Source organism: Pseudovibrio sp. Ad46 (assembly GCF_001623065.1).
In the GTDB taxonomy this organism is placed as follows: Bacteria; Pseudomonadota; Alphaproteobacteria; order Rhizobiales; family Stappiaceae; genus Pseudovibrio.
The window spans coordinates 1-16,289 of the sequence record NZ_LMCG01000075.1 but is presented as its reverse complement, the minus strand read 5'-3'; the positions used below and the strand labels follow the sequence as shown (position 1 = coordinate 16,289).

The 16,289-nt window shown below is 49.9% G+C and carries 13 protein-coding genes; 9 read left to right on the top strand and 4 right to left on the bottom strand.

Translation table 11 applies throughout. The annotated features are described in order from the left end of the window. Positions 1–96 precede the first annotated feature (96 nt). Entirely contained in the window at positions 97–315 is a 219-nt protein-coding gene (locus PsAD46_RS21440; protein WP_063307844.1) for a formate dehydrogenase subunit delta, read from the top strand. A 78-nt stretch (positions 316–393) separates the two neighbouring features. Here the strand turns inward: PsAD46_RS21440 and PsAD46_RS21435 are convergent, their stop codons facing one another. The 3 genes from PsAD46_RS21435 to PsAD46_RS21425 form a co-directional block, all read right to left on the bottom strand. Beyond that, the gene (locus tag PsAD46_RS21435) at positions 394–1,191 is read right to left on the bottom strand and encodes an enoyl-CoA hydratase-related protein (RefSeq protein WP_063307843.1); all 798 of its coding nucleotides are present in this window, start codon (positions 1,189–1,191) and stop codon (positions 394–396) included. A gap of 73 nt (positions 1,192–1,264) precedes the next feature. Next, positions 1,265–2,116, bottom strand: a complete 852-nt coding sequence (locus tag PsAD46_RS21430; protein ID WP_063307842.1) for a carbon-nitrogen hydrolase family protein — start codon at positions 2,114–2,116, stop codon at positions 1,265–1,267. A gap of 24 nt (positions 2,117–2,140) precedes the next feature. Continuing rightward, entirely contained in the window at positions 2,141–3,019 is an 879-nt protein-coding gene (locus PsAD46_RS21425; protein WP_063307841.1) for a MurR/RpiR family transcriptional regulator, read from the bottom strand. 604 nt (positions 3,020–3,623) lie between these two features. On the opposite strand from PsAD46_RS21425, the gene dctP reads away from it, so the two are divergent. The 3 genes from dctP to PsAD46_RS21405 all read left to right on the top strand — a co-directional run bounded on the left by dctP (position 3,624) and on the right by PsAD46_RS21405 (position 6,632). Further along, positions 3,624–4,658, top strand: a complete 1,035-nt coding sequence (gene dctP / locus PsAD46_RS21415; RefSeq protein WP_063307840.1) for a TRAP transporter substrate-binding protein DctP — start codon at positions 3,624–3,626, stop codon at positions 4,656–4,658. A gap of 85 nt (positions 4,659–4,743) precedes the next feature. Then, positions 4,744–5,346, top strand: coding sequence for a TRAP transporter small permease (locus PsAD46_RS21410; protein WP_063307839.1), 603 nt, complete (start codon positions 4,744–4,746; stop codon positions 5,344–5,346). Then, positions 5,343–6,632 carry a TRAP transporter large permease gene (locus PsAD46_RS21405; protein ID WP_063307838.1) on the top strand — a complete coding sequence of 430 codons (1,290 nt, stop codon included), beginning with the start codon at positions 5,343–5,345 and terminating at the stop codon, positions 6,630–6,632. Before PsAD46_RS21410 ends, PsAD46_RS21405 begins: the two co-directional genes overlap by 4 nt. 432 nt (positions 6,633–7,064) lie before the next feature. Here the strand turns inward: PsAD46_RS21405 and PsAD46_RS27990 are convergent, their stop codons facing one another. Further along, the gene (locus PsAD46_RS27990) at positions 7,065–7,262 is read right to left on the bottom strand and encodes a hypothetical protein (protein WP_152986719.1); all 198 of its coding nucleotides are present in this window, start codon (positions 7,260–7,262) and stop codon (positions 7,065–7,067) included. 24 nt (positions 7,263–7,286) lie between these two features. Here PsAD46_RS27990 and PsAD46_RS21400 point away from each other — a divergent pair, with 24 nt between their 5' ends. The 5 genes from PsAD46_RS21400 to PsAD46_RS21380 form a co-directional block, all read left to right on the top strand. Continuing rightward, on the top strand, positions 7,287–8,651 hold the full coding sequence (locus PsAD46_RS21400; protein ID WP_063307837.1) for a TolC family outer membrane protein: 1,365 nt from the start codon (positions 7,287–7,289) through the stop codon (positions 8,649–8,651). Between the two features lie 88 nt (positions 8,652–8,739). Then, a complete protein-coding gene (locus PsAD46_RS21395) occupies positions 8,740–10,917 on the top strand; it encodes a type I secretion system permease/ATPase (RefSeq protein ID WP_063307836.1) in 2,178 nt (725 codons plus the stop codon). 1 nt (position 10,918) lies between these two features. Then, positions 10,919–12,226 carry an HlyD family type I secretion periplasmic adaptor subunit gene (locus PsAD46_RS21390; protein WP_063307835.1) on the top strand — a complete coding sequence of 436 codons (1,308 nt, stop codon included), beginning with the start codon at positions 10,919–10,921 and terminating at the stop codon, positions 12,224–12,226. A 28-nt stretch (positions 12,227–12,254) separates the two neighbouring features. Then, positions 12,255–13,160 carry a transglutaminase-like cysteine peptidase gene (locus tag PsAD46_RS21385; protein ID WP_063307834.1) on the top strand — a complete coding sequence of 302 codons (906 nt, stop codon included), beginning with the start codon at positions 12,255–12,257 and terminating at the stop codon, positions 13,158–13,160. Positions 13,161–13,530: 370 nt separating this feature from the next. Then, a partial coding sequence (locus PsAD46_RS21380) for a DUF5801 repeats-in-toxin domain-containing protein (protein WP_244273235.1) occupies positions 13,531–16,289 on the top strand: 2,759 nt, incomplete at its 3' end.

Sequence of the window (16,289 nt, the reverse complement as noted above, 5' to 3'; positions counted from 1 at the left end):
ATTGACGCTGGGCGGCATGAGCTTTTCTGACTTGAGAGAGGCTTGTGCTGTCTGGTTCACTGGAACTGAGAATTCAAAAGGGAGGAGAGCTCGGGTATGGCACCAGAAAAGCTCACCTACATGGCAAACCAGATTGCCGGTTTCTTCAAGCATAAGCCGCATGAAGAGGCGGTTGCAGGTATTGCCGATCACATCAATGATTTTTGGGAGCCGCGCATGCGGTTGCAGCTGTTTGCTATCGTGAAGGATGGTGGAGAAGGGCTCAATCCGCTGGTTTTAGAAGCGGAGCCTTCCATTCGCAGGCCTGCGAAGTAACGCATTTCTTGTTTCTTGAATGAGCGCTGTACGCTGCCGGGTATCCGCCAGTATGCAGCGCTCTTCTTGTTTTGATGCCTATTTCATCTTTTTCATAAAGGCGAGTACGGCTTCCAGATGTTCAGGCTCATTGTGGCTCATGCCCTGAAAGCATGCGGACAGGTCGAGGAAGTCTTTTAGCTCAGTGCGCTGGGCCATCTTCAGCAGACGTTTGGTGAGGCGTGTGGCCTTTGGGGGCTGAGAGGCGAACTGCTGAGCCATCTTGCTGGCTTCCGCCATGAGGTCGTCTGGCTCGTACACATCCAACACAAGGCTGTAGTCCTTGGCTTGCTGGGCGTTGATAACACGTCCTGACAGGGTAAGCTCTGCTGCGCGCTGGTAGCCGATCAAGCGCTGCATGAACCATGCGCCGCCATCGCCGGGGATGATGCCAAGGTTCAGGAAGATCTCACCAAACTTGGCTTTGGTGGAGGCTAGGCGGATGTCGCACATGTTGGCAAGGTCAAAGCCCGCTCCGATAGCGGGGCCATTGACGGCTGCAATGATCGGCACTTCCACATTTTGCAGGGCGAGAGGAATGCGCTGGATGCCGCGCCTGTAGTGGTTCTCCACCTCAGCCACATTGCCAGCAAAATCACCACCACGTTCTGCCATGTCTTTGATGTTGCCGCCTGAAGAGAAGGCTGAGCCTGCACCTGTCAGAAGTAGGACTGAGACATCAGGGCAGATATTGACCCATTCCGCCGTTGCCACGATGTCGTCAATCAGCGCAGAGCCGGTGAGGGCGTTGCGCAGGTCATGACGGTTCATGGTGAGTGTGGCAACGCGGTTTTCAAGCGTAAGCGTTGCGTCCGTAAGCTGCGGCAGATCTGTCATGGGGTGTTTCCCCTCCAGAGAGTTGTTTTGTTGCAACCGATACTAGAGGGAAAACTGATAGGAATAGAGCTAGCTATTGGTTGAGCAGCTCGGGTTCCTGATGCTTGAGCCGGGAGTAGTCTTCCAGCAAATCCTTGCGGAATGTGTAGTCTTCGCGCGCTTGATCAATCACCGCCGTATCCAGCTCAAAGCTCTCAAAATGCTCGTTGGTTTGAGGGAAGATTGTGCGTGGTGTGTTCTCATCTGTCCAGGGAGGACAGAACGTGGAATTACCGAAGTTCTCGCCAGCGCGATTGAGGCTGAGGAAGAAGATCTGACTTTCCAGAGCGCGGGTGACCACAAAGTCGTGCCAGCTGAAGAAGCTTTCATCCCGGGCATACGCGCCGCTGTGCAAGATCAGGTCAACGCCGTGCTGCAGAGCCAATGTGCGGCTGAGTTCAGGGATGCGGATATCGTAGCAGATGATTGGCGCAACCTTTATGCCCTTTACAGAAAACGAGAAAAGGTGGTCGCCTTTCTCGAAGTATTCCTTCTCCATGGACGCGCCATACTGGCAAATGTGGAGCTTATCGTAGCAGCCAATGACAGCTCCGTCCGGCCCGACAGCGACCTGAGAGATCTTGTAGTGATCCTCTGCTTTGCGTGGCATGCCGAAGACGATTGTGGTGTTGTGCTCTTTTGCCAAAGCGCCAAATGCTTTGACGGAGGGGCCGTTCAGGTCTTCTGCCAGTACACTGAGTTCAGCGAAGGCGGCTCTGGAGTAATCAACGGTCGAAAGCTCAGGTAAAACAACCAGATCATGTGGCTTTGTAGTGAGTTGCTGATGCAACTTGGCGGTCACGGAGCGCACGTGTGCGTCTCTTTGGTCTGCTGTGGTCATTGCAGGAATGTTGATCTGACCGGCAAGGAGACTGAGCTTTGTCATATAGTATTCCGAGTTCTTATTGGTTTATTGGTCTGGCCAGTATTCGCCGAGTTCATTACGGCAGCGTTCCAGCCTTGTGATGTTGTCGATGACGACCTGCCCGCTATCTGCCACCAGTAAGCCAAGGATCATTTCCAGTAGTGCCGCAGTGGCGACGTAACTCTCAAAGAAATGCGGACTTTGAACTGGTGTGAGCAGGAGGTCGGTTGAATAAGTGGCAAGCGGCGATGTTCTGGTATCGGTGATGCCGACGACCTTTGCACCCACTTCATATGCCCGTTTTGCAACGAGTACTGTGTCTGCAGCGCACGGGTTCAGGGAGATCGCGACGACAACGTCATCGGCATTGATGTATTCAACCTGATCCGCGATTTCGCCATTCTTGCGATTGATGAGCCGCCAATTGCGAAAACACATGGAGGCAACATAGTGCAGGTAATTTGCGAGTGAGTGGGATGCATGCATACCTACGACAACTACGTTGCGGGCGGTGGCCAGCGACGAGACGATTTGTTGGAGATGATCCCGGTCGACGGTGTCGAACAAATGCTTCAGATTGCCAAGAGCTGCGCTTTTGAAGCTTTGCAAAGAGGCTTCAATATCCGAGGTGCCATGTGTGGCCTGTAGCTCTCCGGCTCGGGATGGGTAGTTGGAGGAAAAATCCTCGAACCCGCCGCGATAGACATCACGCAGGGCATTGTAGGTGCCGAACTCAAGCGACTTCGCAAGGCGGTTCATTGTGGGAGGAGGGACGTCTGCGCGGGCTGCAACCTGACGCATGGACAGGGTGGCAACATCACTTGGATACTCCAAGACATAAGCCGCGCTTTTTTTGAGCTGCTTGCTTAGGTTTGGATAGGCTCTCGTGAGTTGTTCAACCGTCTCCTGATAGCTTTTCGTCATAATTTCCCCTCCCAAACGAATCATTGTTTCAAATTTTTTGGTGCAAATGGATCAAATGTATCAGTCACTCAAAATTCTCGATTTTTGCGTGTAACGTTTCTGCATCTTCGATGTTCCTCTCGATTTTCGACCGATATTAAATTGATATATCAGTGTCTTTTTTTGATGCAGAAAATTGCTACTGCCATTTGGTTTGCCTAAAACCCTATAATTTGAAGAGCTTTCCGCCCAAAATTTCTTCAAATTCAGTAGATATGACTAGTTCATAAGGTGACAAATGGTCAATAGTGAAAAAAATATGGATCATTTGAATTATATCTAGTATGTTTCCCGAGTTAGTAAAAGTATGCATGTGAAACGCACTGCGCTTTATTGCCAGTTCTTCGCATCTATTCGGCACAAGGGGATAAGCACTTACAGGGACATCACTCATCAAGAGCAATGAAAGATGTTTCTGATCGCGGCCCCTGAGCTGTAGCAATCTAAAAATCTTGAGTGACACGATTTGACGCAAGTCGCCTGTGTTGCGAGAGGCATAATCGGCCATCCGGGAGCCAATGATAAGCAATAGATGCGTATCTGGATGGTTATTAGGGAGACAAGAATGAACAAACCTAGCCTTAAAACTGTATCAAAGGGTTTCCGTCGCGTATTGAGCGTAGGTGCAGCAAGTGCAATTGCTTTGACACTGGCGTCCTCCGTATACGCTGCTGATCTGCGTCTGAAAATCGCTGGTACGGTACCTGTCGATCACGAAGGCACCAAAATGCTGAAGCAGATCGAAAAGGAAATTGAGGCTGCTGATGTTGGCCTGAAAGTTTCTGTCTTCCCTGCAAGCCAGCTCGGTTCCGGTGAGTCTCTGGTTGAAGACACCATCCGCGGTAACGTGGACTTTGTGATGGCGTTCATCTACTCCCACAAAGATCCAGTGCTCGACATCATGTCCATGCCATACCTGTTCACCAGCTGGGATGATCTGGAAAACGTGATGTTGAACCCAGATTCTGAGTACAACAAGATCATCAATGAGCGTCTTGAGAACCTCGGTCTGAAGCTGTTCAACCACAACCCTGAAGGTTTTGTTGGTGTTGTTGCGAACAAAAAGCCTGAAGACTACACAGGTTTTGGCGACAAAGGCATGAACATCCGTGTCTGGTCTTCTGCTGTTGTTAAAGACATGGCAGAAACTCTGGGCTACAACACCACCACCATGGCTTGGGGTGATATGTTCCCTGCAATGCAGTCCGGTATTGTTGACGGCACCTTGTGCTGCACCAAACAGGCTGCTTACACCATCTTCGCAAAGTCCAATGTTGGTAAGTACTTCGTAGAGTACAACGCGATCTCTGAAATCAACTCTTTCTATGGTTCTCTGAAAACCTGGAACAAGATGAATGATGAGCAGAAAGCTGTTGTTACAGCTGCATTCGACAAAGCGTCCAAGCAGTACTTCCAGTTCAACAAAGAGAACGATGCGAACTTCAAGCAGAAACTCGTAGAATCCGGTTACGAAGTTCTGAGCTTCACTCCTGAGCAGGAAAAAGTTCTTGCTGAGCGTGTTCGTGAAAAAGTATGGCCTGCAATGGCTGAAGTTGTTGGTCAGGACACCATTGACCGTCTGAAGAAAGACTTCCAATAAGCCCTTCTCTTCAAAGCCGGCGCATACTCTGCGCCGGCTTTTTCTATGACTTATTTGGTTTCAAGAAACGAAGGGCAAATTTCAGATGAGTATTCTGACGAGCGAACTTCCAAGGCCAGTGGCTAAACCGCTGAACGGCGTCATTAAACTGATGAACTTCATGATTACAGCCGGCGGTGTAATCATGGCGCTCACATTTTTTATGGTTGTGATTGTCCGTTATGGTTTTGGTGGCAACCTTTTTGCCTATGAAGAATGGCTGATGACCATCAGTTTCTGGATGTTCTTCATGGCTGCTGCTGTCGCCTCAGCACGCAAAGAGCATGTCAACGCAGACGTGCTTGGCTTTCTGATCAAAAACCCGCGCATCATCTGGTGGCGTGAGGTGGCTGTAGAAATTATTGAAATTGGCGTTTTGAGTGCTGTCACATATTGGGGCTGGCTCATGCTTCATGAGGAGCTTGTCTCCTACCCAATGTGGCAGACAACAGTCGCGTTGAAGATTCCATTTTTCGCGCCTCGACTTGCCATTTTCCTGGGCTTCCTGTTCATGAACATATTTGCCGTGCTGCACTTTTATCTGCTGCTGCGAAACGGCCCCAAATGGCCAGAACGGGAACCACGCGAAGTTGCGGAAAACGTACACCCTGAAGAAGAACCAATAAAAGCTCAAGGGGCAGCGCAATGATTATTGTTGGATCGATTGCCATTCTATGTGGCCTCTTGCTGCTTGGCGTAAGCGTACACCTTGCATTTGGCGCAATTCTTATTTTCCTAGCCTATATGGGCGGCCATGATGTTGCAGGTTATCTGCCAACCGGCCACTGGAAAATGAACAATGTGGTTCTGCTGGCTATTCCGCTGTTCATCATTGCGGGCGGCATTATGGAAAAAGGGCGTATCGCTGCGCCTCTTGTCAGCGTGGCGGAGCTGTTTGTCGGGCATATCAAAGGCGGTTTGTCTGCTGCAACTGTACTTGCGTCCGGTGTATTCGGTTCAATTTCCGGAAGTGCAAACGCGACACTGACTTGCATCGGTGGCATCATGATGCCGCATCTGCGCAAAGCTAACTATCCTGAAGGCCAGTCTGCTGCGCTAATCGTCAGTGCTGCCCCGCTTGGATTGCTGATCCCACCAAGTGCCTCTCACATCTTGTATGCCTGGGTTGCACAACAGTCCGTGCTGCGTGCGTTCCTCTCCACCGTCATTCCCGGTTTGATCTTGATCACGCTTTTGATCATCGTGAACCAGGTGATGCTGCGCAAGCATAAAGACATCAATCTGGAAAAGCGTCCAGATGACTTTAATTACGAGTTCAAGCGTCGCGGCCTGAAAGCGTTTCCAGCATTGATGATGCCTGTCATCATTCTCGGCGGGATCTATGGTGGCATCATGACACCAACAGAAGCTGCTGGCGTTGCCGTCGTCTATGCGATCCCTGTTGCGATCTACGTCTACCGTGGTCTGACCTGGAAAACGTTCCGTGAAACCATTTTGAACTCAGGCATCACTATTGGTGTTGTGATGGCGATGATCTTCATGGTGTTGATCGTGAGCCGGTTCTTGATTTTTGAAGACATCCCGGCGATTGCAGAAGAGTTCGTCTATTCCGTATCAGAAGATCCAATTATGATCTTGCTGATGGTGAATCTGGTGATGATCATCATCGGTATGTTGATGGATGACATTTCCGGTATTCTGCTCTCTACTCCGCTCTTGCTGCCTATTGTGCAAGGCGTTGGTATGGACCCAATCCATTTTGCAGCTGTTCTGGGCGTGAATCTTGGCATGGCCAACATCACACCGCCAACAGCACCGCTGTTGTATCTGGGCTCCAAGGTGACAGATACCACAGTTGACAAAATGCTGAAGCCGACGCTGATGTTCATCTTCTTTGCATGGTTGCCGACACTGGTGCTGACCACGTTCATTCCGCAGCTGGCTCTGTACATTCCAAACCTGCTGCTGAACTAAGCGTTTTGCAAAATGATGCAGATTTTAAAGTGGCGGATGTCGAAGCATCCGCCTCTTTTTTGTGAGGGAGTCCCTGAGTTTTAAGGGGATCTTGAGCTTGAGAACGAAGGCTATGGGTGAGGGGAAACTAAAAGAATCAGTATTCGGTTTTTGGGTCTTATAGTTAACATGTGGGAACTGTTGGATTTCTCAGGATCCACTTGCGTAAATAAAATTCAATGACAGGTGGTATTTTAGCGAGTGTGAATGAATATCTGTAAAATTTTATCTTTCTATATATACTCAGTACTTTTTTAGGCTGAATACAGTTGACTCGTTTTCTTTGTAATTCTCTTTTTCTCGAGGTGTTTCGCTAATTTCGTTGTAATGCGTTTTGCATAATTTGCTTTAGTATTTGAGTGTTCTTGTGTTTATCTATGTATTTGCTTTGGTTTAGTTTGTTTGTGTCTGGGTGATATCTTGAGATTTTGGGGTACCATTTATACTATGAAAAAATATATTGATAAAAATCTCTACACGTGATTTTACTCTGTTAGATTTTCTTTTTGTTTTTCCCATGGCCGGAAAATCAGGGGCGCTGTAATGATGAAATTCTGCTGCCTTTGGTTGTTTGAGGTAAACGCCGTTCATGGAAAAGTCATTGGGGTGTAGGCAATGCTTTTTCGAGGTACTTCTGTTGCACTGTTGATGTGCGCGTTGGGAGTGACGTCAGCTCATTCTGCGTCTTTACGAGATGCTGTTGAAACCGCCGTTCTCACTAATCCAGACATTGTAGAGTCCGCTGCAAACAGAAGGGCGCGTGATCAGGAATTGCGTGCTTCTCAAAGTGCGTTCATGCCGAAGTTGAGTGTGAATGCTTCTTTTGGTGCGGAGCGCTTGCGCAGGGCACAATCCAACACCACTGAGCAATGGCGTGCAGCCAAGCAGGTGAGTGTTGAAGCTGAGCAGCTGTTGTTTGATGGCTTCGGCTCAGTGAATGAGATTTACCGCCAGAGCGCCCGTGTTGATGGTGCTGCTCTGCGTGTTCTGGAACGCTCTGAAGCGATCGCACTTGATGCTGTTGAAGCCTATGTCGATGTTGTGCGCCATCAGAAGATTCTGAACAAATCCAAAGAGAACACTGCACTTCACCAGCGTCTCGCACGTGAAGTGAAAGAACGTTACGATGGCGGTGAAACTGGTGCCGCTGATCTTGCTCAGGTGCAGGAGCGCGTTGCCGCCACTCGCATGATTACAGCAAGCGTGCGTAAGTCATTGCTGGATGCAATGGCGAAGTATCGCCGCGTCGTTGGTGTTGCTCCAAGCAATTTGGGTGCTGTTTCTGCTGCAAACTCAGCTGCTGCAAAGAGTTTGTCTTCTGCACTTGCAATGTCTCGTCAGAGCAATCCGTTGATCTTGTCAGCTGAGGCTGACACGGATGCTGCTGGTTTTGCGATTGAGCAGAGCAACTCCTCCTTCATGCCTCGGGTTACTCTGAATGGGTCTGCCAATTTCGGAGATGACCTGAATGGTTATGAAGGTCGTAGCGATGACTACCGCATCATGGTTCGTCTGAGATGGAACCTTTACAATGGCGGTTATGACAGTGCGATGCGTGGCCGTGCGGTTGAGCAGCATGCAGAAGCACAGGCACGTGTTGATCGTATGCGCCGCGAAACTGATGAAGCTGTTGAGCAGGCATGGGCGTCTGTTCAAACAACACGCGAGCGCATCTCCGCTCTGCGTCAGACCGTTTCTGCCAACCAGCGTGTTGTGAGCGGCTACCGTCAGGAGTACAACATTGGTCAGCGTTCATTGCTGGATGTGCTGAACGCTGAAAACGCGTTGTTTAACAGCCGCATCGATCTGATCTCTGCAGAGTATATTCTGAAGTTCTCTACCTATCAGCTGCAAGGTACCACTGGTAACCTGCTGGCGATGTTCAACATCTCTCCACCAGCTGAATCAAGAGCCGACCGCCGCGGGAACACATCGATCTTCCCTCAAGCTGCGGGTTTCCAGATTGAACCACTTCGTTAATGGTGTAATCTGCACGCATAGCCGAAATTTTCTTCAGGAAGGGAGCCTTTGCGGCTCCCTTTTGTCGTTAAGAATGATGAGACTGTAAATGACCGTCGAGACTGAAAACTCAGCTGAAGTGAGCATCAAAGATCCGCTTGTCGAGGCGATCAAGTACATCGCCAGAAGCTACGGTAACTACGCAACCGACTCTGTCATTCTGGCTGGGTTACCTTACGATGGTCAGCGGCTTTCCATCAAACTGATTGAGCGAGCATCCTCTAATTGTGGAATGAGGGCGGTCACGGTCAGGAAAAAGGCTGGAACAATACCTGCGATCTCATTGCCTGCAATTCTTGTGTTTGAAGATGGAAGCCTTCGTATTTTGAAGGAGCTCAATGAGAACACGGGTCATGCTTCGATTGTTGATGCGGAGCGGCCAGAGGAGCAGCAAATTCTCTCAATTGCTGTTCTTGAGAAGCTATATAGCGGACATGGCATCTTCTTTAAGCCCGTCAATATGACTTCTGAGACTAACGGTATGGGATCTGGCAGGGACGGGCACTGGTTCTGGAGCGTTATTGCAGGCTTCTGGAAGGATTACATTCACGTTGCCATTGCTGCGTTGGTCATCAATAGTCTGGCGCTGGCCTCACCACTTTTCATCATGAATGTTTACGACCGTGTGCTTCCAAACTTTGCTATTCCAACACTATGGGCGCTTGCGGCGGGGGTGCTTCTTGCTCTGGTGTTTGATGGAATTTTGAAGACCGCGCGCAGCTCCATCATAAACATGACAGGTAAACAAGCAGACCTTGCTATTGCGTCGCGAATTTTTTCGCATGCTCTCGGGCTTGATCTGGAGAACCGCCCGGGATCGACCGGCCAGTTTGCTAATCACATCAAAGAGTTTGAGACTGTTCGTGAGTTTCTCACGTCCTCCTCCTTGGTGGCATTGATTGATATGTGTTTCATCGGCCTGTTCATCATGGTGCTTTTCCTGATTGTTGGACCGATTGCTTATGTGCCGCTTGCTGCTGTTCCGGTGGTTATTCTGATCAACTTGCTTGTTCAGCCTGCGCTTGCTGGTTCTGTTGATCAGGCCACAAAAGAAAGTGCGATGCGCCATTCCGTGTTGGTGGAAAGTATTGCAAATATCGATACCATCCGAGCTTTGAATGCTGAGAGCTCTATGCAGATCAAGTGGGAGCGATCTGTTGCGTCCAGTGCTGCGGCTATTTTGAAGGGGCGTTACTGGTCCACATTGGCTCAGTCGCTGACAGGCTTTGCGCAGGCTCTGGTGTCCATCTGTATCGTTGTCTGGGGTGTTTATCTGGTCAATGACGGGGCGGTGAATATGGGTGGTCTGATTGCTGCGATGATGCTTTCAGGCCGTGTTCTTGCGCCTTTGTCATCCATTGCGGGTACGCTGACACGACTGCGTCAGACCATGCATTCCTACAAGATGCTGTCTGGTCTGATGGAGTTGCCTGCGGAGCGCAGACCAAACCGGACTTATGTGAACAGCCGCATCACGTCTGGTGCGATTTCCTTCCAAAATGTGTCATTTCGCTACCCTGAGGCTGCTGAAGACTCCTTGCGCAATGTGAGCTTTGAAGTTCGGCCTGGAGAGACCATTGGGCTTATTGGCCGTGTGGGTGCTGGTAAATCGACAGTGGGGCGTTTGTTATCCGGGCTTTATACGCCCTCAGATGGTGCAATTCTGGTCGATAAGATTGATACGCGGCAGTACGATCCTGCAGATCTGCGCGATGGTGTCGGGTTCTTGTCACAGGATAACGTGTTGTTCAGTGGCAGCTTGCGAGAGAACATCGTTGTTGGGCGGCCACAGGCTTCTAACGAAGATATCTATCGTGCAGCTCATATTGCAGGTGTTGAGGATTTTGTTGCGACACATCCTCATGGGTTTGACATGCAGGTGGGAGAGGGTGGTCGTTTGCTCTCTGGCGGGCAGAAGCAAAGTGTCGCGCTTGCCAGAATGTTGCTGCGCCAACCGCGTCTGTTGTTTTTAGATGAGCCGTCTAGTCATCTTGATACAGCGTCAGAGCGCCGGTTGCTGGAGCGCCTGCGGGAATACAACTCGCCTGATACGACGATGATTATTAGCACGCATCGAACTTCCTTATTGCAGCTTACAGACCGTTTGGTTGCCCTTGATAAGGGGCAGCTTGTGGCAGATGGACCACGGGATTTCGTGATTGAGAAGCTACGTACCCTTGGTGCGACGCGGAACGAAGAGCGCCAGCGTAGCGCGGAGGGTGTGTGAGATGAAGAACTGGGATTACGCAACCGATATCCGTGCAAGTTTGCAGACCCGTCCTCCCCGTGCTGCAACGCGTGTCATTCTGATTGTCTTTGTGGCTTTGGCTGCCGGTATCACATGGGCCTCTCAAGCCGAGCTTGAAGAGGTTACACGTGGTGAGGGACGGGTTGTGCCGTCCAGCCAGATCCAGATTGTACAGGCGCCTGAAAAGGGCATTGTAAAGTCTCTTCTCGTGAAAGAGGGACAGATCGTTCAAAAGGGGGACGTTGTTGTCCGGGTGGATGATACAGGCTTTTCTTCGCAGCTAGGTGAGCTTCAGCAGCGTCAGTGGAGCCTTTTGGCACGTGCTGAGAGGTTGATGGCGGAAGCAAACGGTGTGCCTCTGGAGCTTTCTGGTGAGCTTACAACTAATGCGCCGGGTCACACGTTTGAAGAAGAGCAGGTCTATCTGGCGCGCAACCTGCAGCTCACAAGTGAAATCTCTCTTTTGAAAAATCAGCGATTGCAGAGAGAGCAAGAGCTGGAAGAGTTGCTTGCTGAGAAACGTAAAACCGTTGTCACCATGGAAACGTTGGCGCGTGAAGTGGAGATTAACGAGCGTCTCTTCAAGCGCAAGGTGCTTCCTGAGATCGAGTTCCTGCGTCTTAAGCGCCAGCTTGATGAAGCGCAGGGCAGCCTGGAGGTGTTGAATGCCTCTATCCGACGTGTCACGTCAGCCGGACAGGAAGCGGAAGAGCGCATTACAAATGCAAAGACAGTGTTTCACGCCAAAGCGCGTCAGGAACTTGCGGCTGCGCGGGCCGAACTTGCGGTAATAAATGAGACTATTAAGGCGGCCAGAGACAAGGTTCAGCGGACGGATCTTGAGGCCCCTGTCTATGGTGTGGTTAATCAATTGAATATATCCACAATCGGGGCTGTGGTGCAGCCTGGAGAGCCTTTAGTCGAGATCGTTCCGCTGGAAGATACGCTTCTGATTGAAGCGCAGATCAGTCCTCAGGACGTGGCATTTCTTAGGCCAGGTCAAGAGGTTACGGTCAAAATCACTGCCTACGACTATTCCATTTATGGAGGTCTGAAAGGCAAGCTGGAAAGGATCGCTGCGGACTCCACCAAGGATGAGCAGGGTAATCGATTTTTTAAAGTCAACGTCAGAACAGATAAAAACTATCTTGGGACGGAAACGGATCCTTTACCAATAATACCAGGAATGGTGGCCTCAATTGATGTTTTAACCGGTTTTAAAACCGTGTTGGATTATATCCTTAAGCCTATAAACAAAGTGCGTTCGGAAGCACTTCGCGAGAGATAATTCCGAACGCCTGACAAGGGGCGTCAGGATGTTTTGTAATAGGTTTTGGACCGCCGGCAGACGCCGTGCGGTAACGAAGGATTATTGCGTCTTCAAAGCTGCAGTTCTCGGATTTGCCGGTATTGCGCTCGGATTTTCTCAATTTGTTTCCGCGGCTGCTGCTTTGGAGCCGCAAACTCCATATTTTCCAATTGATCTTGCTTCTGTTGCTACTCCTGAGCCGGCTCTTGTTGCCAAGGCACGTATGCCCGTTCCAATGGCCAAGCCTGAGTTGCCTGCCATTGAAACAGCATCTGCGCATGGTTCTATTGCTGTGTTGAGTACTCCCACACGTAATCTGCAGCGTATCGTTCGTTCTACTGCCGGAACTTCCATCGATAGGCGCTGGAACATCATTACAACTCAGATGAACCGGATTACAGATGCTTCTAAGTGTTTGAATAGCAGTGATAAATGTGAAGTAAGCGTTTTAAATACCTGGGGCAATCTGATTAAAGCGGCGCGCAAGCTTCCGCGCCATAAGCAGCTTTCCTATGTAAATCGTGGGATCAACGCACTCATCAGCTATCAAAGTGACCAGCAGGTTTGGGGGCGAAGTGATTATTGGGCCTCACCAATCGAAACACTGAGTCAGCGCAGAGGGGATTGTGAGGACTATGCTGTCTTAAAGTATTGGACTTTAAGGGAACTGGGTATTCCTGCTGAGGATATGAAGGTGGTTGCAGTCTATGACACCAAGATCGGCCAGTATCATGCAATCCTCAATCTCTCCTACAAAGGTGGAGAGTATGTCCTTGATAACCGCTTTGGCCGGGTTGCTCTCAAGCAGGACACCAAAAACTATAAATGGGTGCATGTGGCCGGCAGTGGCCAGCAGCTTCTGCAAAAGGTGAAATTTACATCTCTTGCAGCAATGACACGCACGTTTAATTAGAACTGCGAATCTACTTTTTAAAAATCTATTCAGGGCGCGTTGCAAGGGGCAAAGAACGCGCTCTTTTTTTGTTTGAAAATGCCCTTCTTTCCTGAGCTTTACTCTCCAGAAAACAGCATTTCCCGTTAATAACTTCGCCACCCTGTATAGGGAGCGGTGTTTAACAAAAAGTAAAATACTCAATAAAATTTAGTCAAATTAAAATCTTGGTCGCAGAAACGCGCTAATTCAGGGTGTTGCTGGACTGTGACGGAATTAACGATGTTAAAAATTCCTTAAGGAAATGATTTGACTTTTATCATGATTGGCAAAATTATCGGCGCAATTGCTAAAATTTTATTAAAACTGTTTATGCGTCGGGTTTGCTAAAATGTCAGAGCGTCAAGCGTCTACTACGATCACAGCCACTAACACTTCCCAGGCAGTTGTTCCTTCTCAAGTGCTGAAGATTGGGATTGCCACCCAAGGCCAGTCGGAAGTTCTTGTTCGGCAGCCGGGGCAGTTGGTTGATTTCAGCCAGATGCTGGAAGTGCCAGTTAGTCTCTTCCGCTACGGTGAGAGCTTGCAAATCCTGTTTTCTGATGGTGGAACGCTTCTTGTTGAAGGGTTCTTTGCTGGAGATCAGACAGACGGATCCCTGATCCTGAGTGAAACCCAGACGCTGACGATTGAAGAATTTGGTGCGCTTGTCGAAATCTTGCCGGTTGATACGCTCCAAACCGCTGCAGGTGATGGGACACCAATTGCCGATCAGCTGGAAGATCCAAACAGTTCAGGACAAGATTTTGATGACAACCCTGATGGCGGTCCACTGGGGCCGGGTCTGAATGTCAATGATCTCCTGAGACCAGAAGACAATGCCGGAGCTGCGGCTGCGGCAGATGATCCCGAACAGGACGTTGATGATGTACCTGTGGCTGGCATTGCGGAAGTTGGCGCACTTGATGAAACTGATTGGGCTGATGCTGGCAAAGGGCCACTATCCTTCACAGGCAATCTGAATGTCGACTTTGGTCTGGACGGTGTGAGCGAGCGCTCGTTGGCGTTCCAACTTGATGCCGGCGTGCCTGTTGACCGAGCTGGGACCCCAATCCGCCTGACTGCTGACGGGCAGCCGCTGACTTATGAAGTACAGGACCTTATTGCGGATGCTGCCAATGAGATTGGTGCGGGCAGCCAGCTGCTTATTGCCAAGCTGCCTAATGGCGAATTGGTTTTTGAGGTTCTGCTGAACACTTTCCCGGAAACCGGTGAATTTACTTTTACGCTCCATGGCAATCTGGATCATCTGGAAGCAGATGTGAAAGACATTCTGGAGTTGGAATTTGGTTTCCAGGCGTTTGATGCTGATGGAGATTCCGCAGACTCGTTCCTGATTGTAAATGTTGCTGATGACCTGCCGGAGATTGGGGCGCCCACAACAGGTACTGTTGATGAAGATGGCATCCCGGATATCGGTAACGGTAATGACACCGCAGATGGTGATGCCCCAGCAACCTCTCATAAAGTTACTGCCTCTCTCGATATCGATTGGGGTGCGGATGATGCCGACAGTGATGAAGGTGGTATTGGGGATCGTTCAGTCAAGTTTGACGGAACTCCAATAACTTCTCAGGTCCTAACATCTGATGGTGTTGCACTTGTTTACACCCTGAGTGAGGGGGATACTGTTCTTACAGCGACGAAAGAGGGAAGTGGGGATGCGGTCTTCCAAGTAACTTTGTCAGATGATGGGTCTGGTTCTTATAGCTTTGAGCTGTTGGACAATCTGGATCATTTTGTTGCTGGTACCGAAGATGATATTGAACTGACCTTCGGCTTTGTCGCAACTGACAGTGATGGTGATACAGCCAACTCCAGCTTTACCGTGATTGTTGATGATGACATGGCGGCGATCACGTCTCTTGAGCTGAACAGGTTCGTTCAGGTTGATGAGAGTGCTGGTCTGGATAACGATGACACCACTGATCCAGCTGTTGCAGCCCTGTTCGATGCTGTTCCCGGCAAAGGGCTTGATGAGGACATGGCTCCTCAGTTCGCCCGCGATAACGTGGTGGACTTTGCCTATGATGATGGCGCTGATGGCGCGACCCATAAGGTGACGCTGAGCATTGATGATGCAGCCTCAGGTCTTCAGACCACAGCGGGCGCTGACATTCTGCTTTATCTGGAAGGTGATCTTGTTGTTGGCCGTGTTGGTGGCGAAACTGGCGATTCTGTGTTTGCAATCTCCATTGATGACGACGGTGAAGTCAGCCTTGCGCAGTACCAGTCCATCAAGCAGCTTGATACAGACAGTCATGATGAGTTCGTCAACCTAGATGGCAAGATCTCTGCTGTTCTGACAGTCACCGATGGTGATGGCGATGTGACCAGCCAGAGCGTTGAAATTGGTGAGAAGATCCGGTTTGGTGATGATGGGCCAACGATCACGTCTCTTGAGCTGAACAGGTTCGTTCAGGTTGATGAGAGTGCTGGTCTGGATAATGACGACACCACTGATCCAGCTGTTGCAGCCCTGTTTGATGGTGTTTCCGGCAAAGGTTTTGATGAGGATATGGCTCCTCAGTTCGCCCGCGATAATGTGGTGGACTTTGCCTATGATGACGGCGCTGATGGCGCGGCCCATAAGGTAACGCTGCGCATTGATGATGCAGCCTCAGGTCTTCAGACCACAGCGGGCGCTGACATTCTGCTTTATCTGGAAAACGGTCTTGTTGTTGGCCGTGTTGGTGGTGAGAGCGGCGATGCCGTGTTTGCAGTCTCCATTGATGACGACGGTGAAGTCAGCCTTGCGCAGTACCAGTCCATCAAGCAGCTTGATACCGACAGTCATGATGAGTTCGTCAACTTGGACGGCAAGATCTCTGCTGTTTTGACGGTGACTGATGGTGATGGTGATGTGACCAGCCAGAGCATTGAAATTGGTGAGAAGATCCGGTTTGGTGATGATGGGCCAAGTGTAACCGATCAGCAGCAGGATGTGACTGTTGATGAGGACAACATCGACACGATCCTGTCAACGGGTACGAGCCCTGATGACTTAGGTGGTACAGGTAATAGCAACTGGATTCAGTTCTTGAGTGGCACTGCGATCAAGACAGGAAGTCTTCAGGGCACTGTAGATTT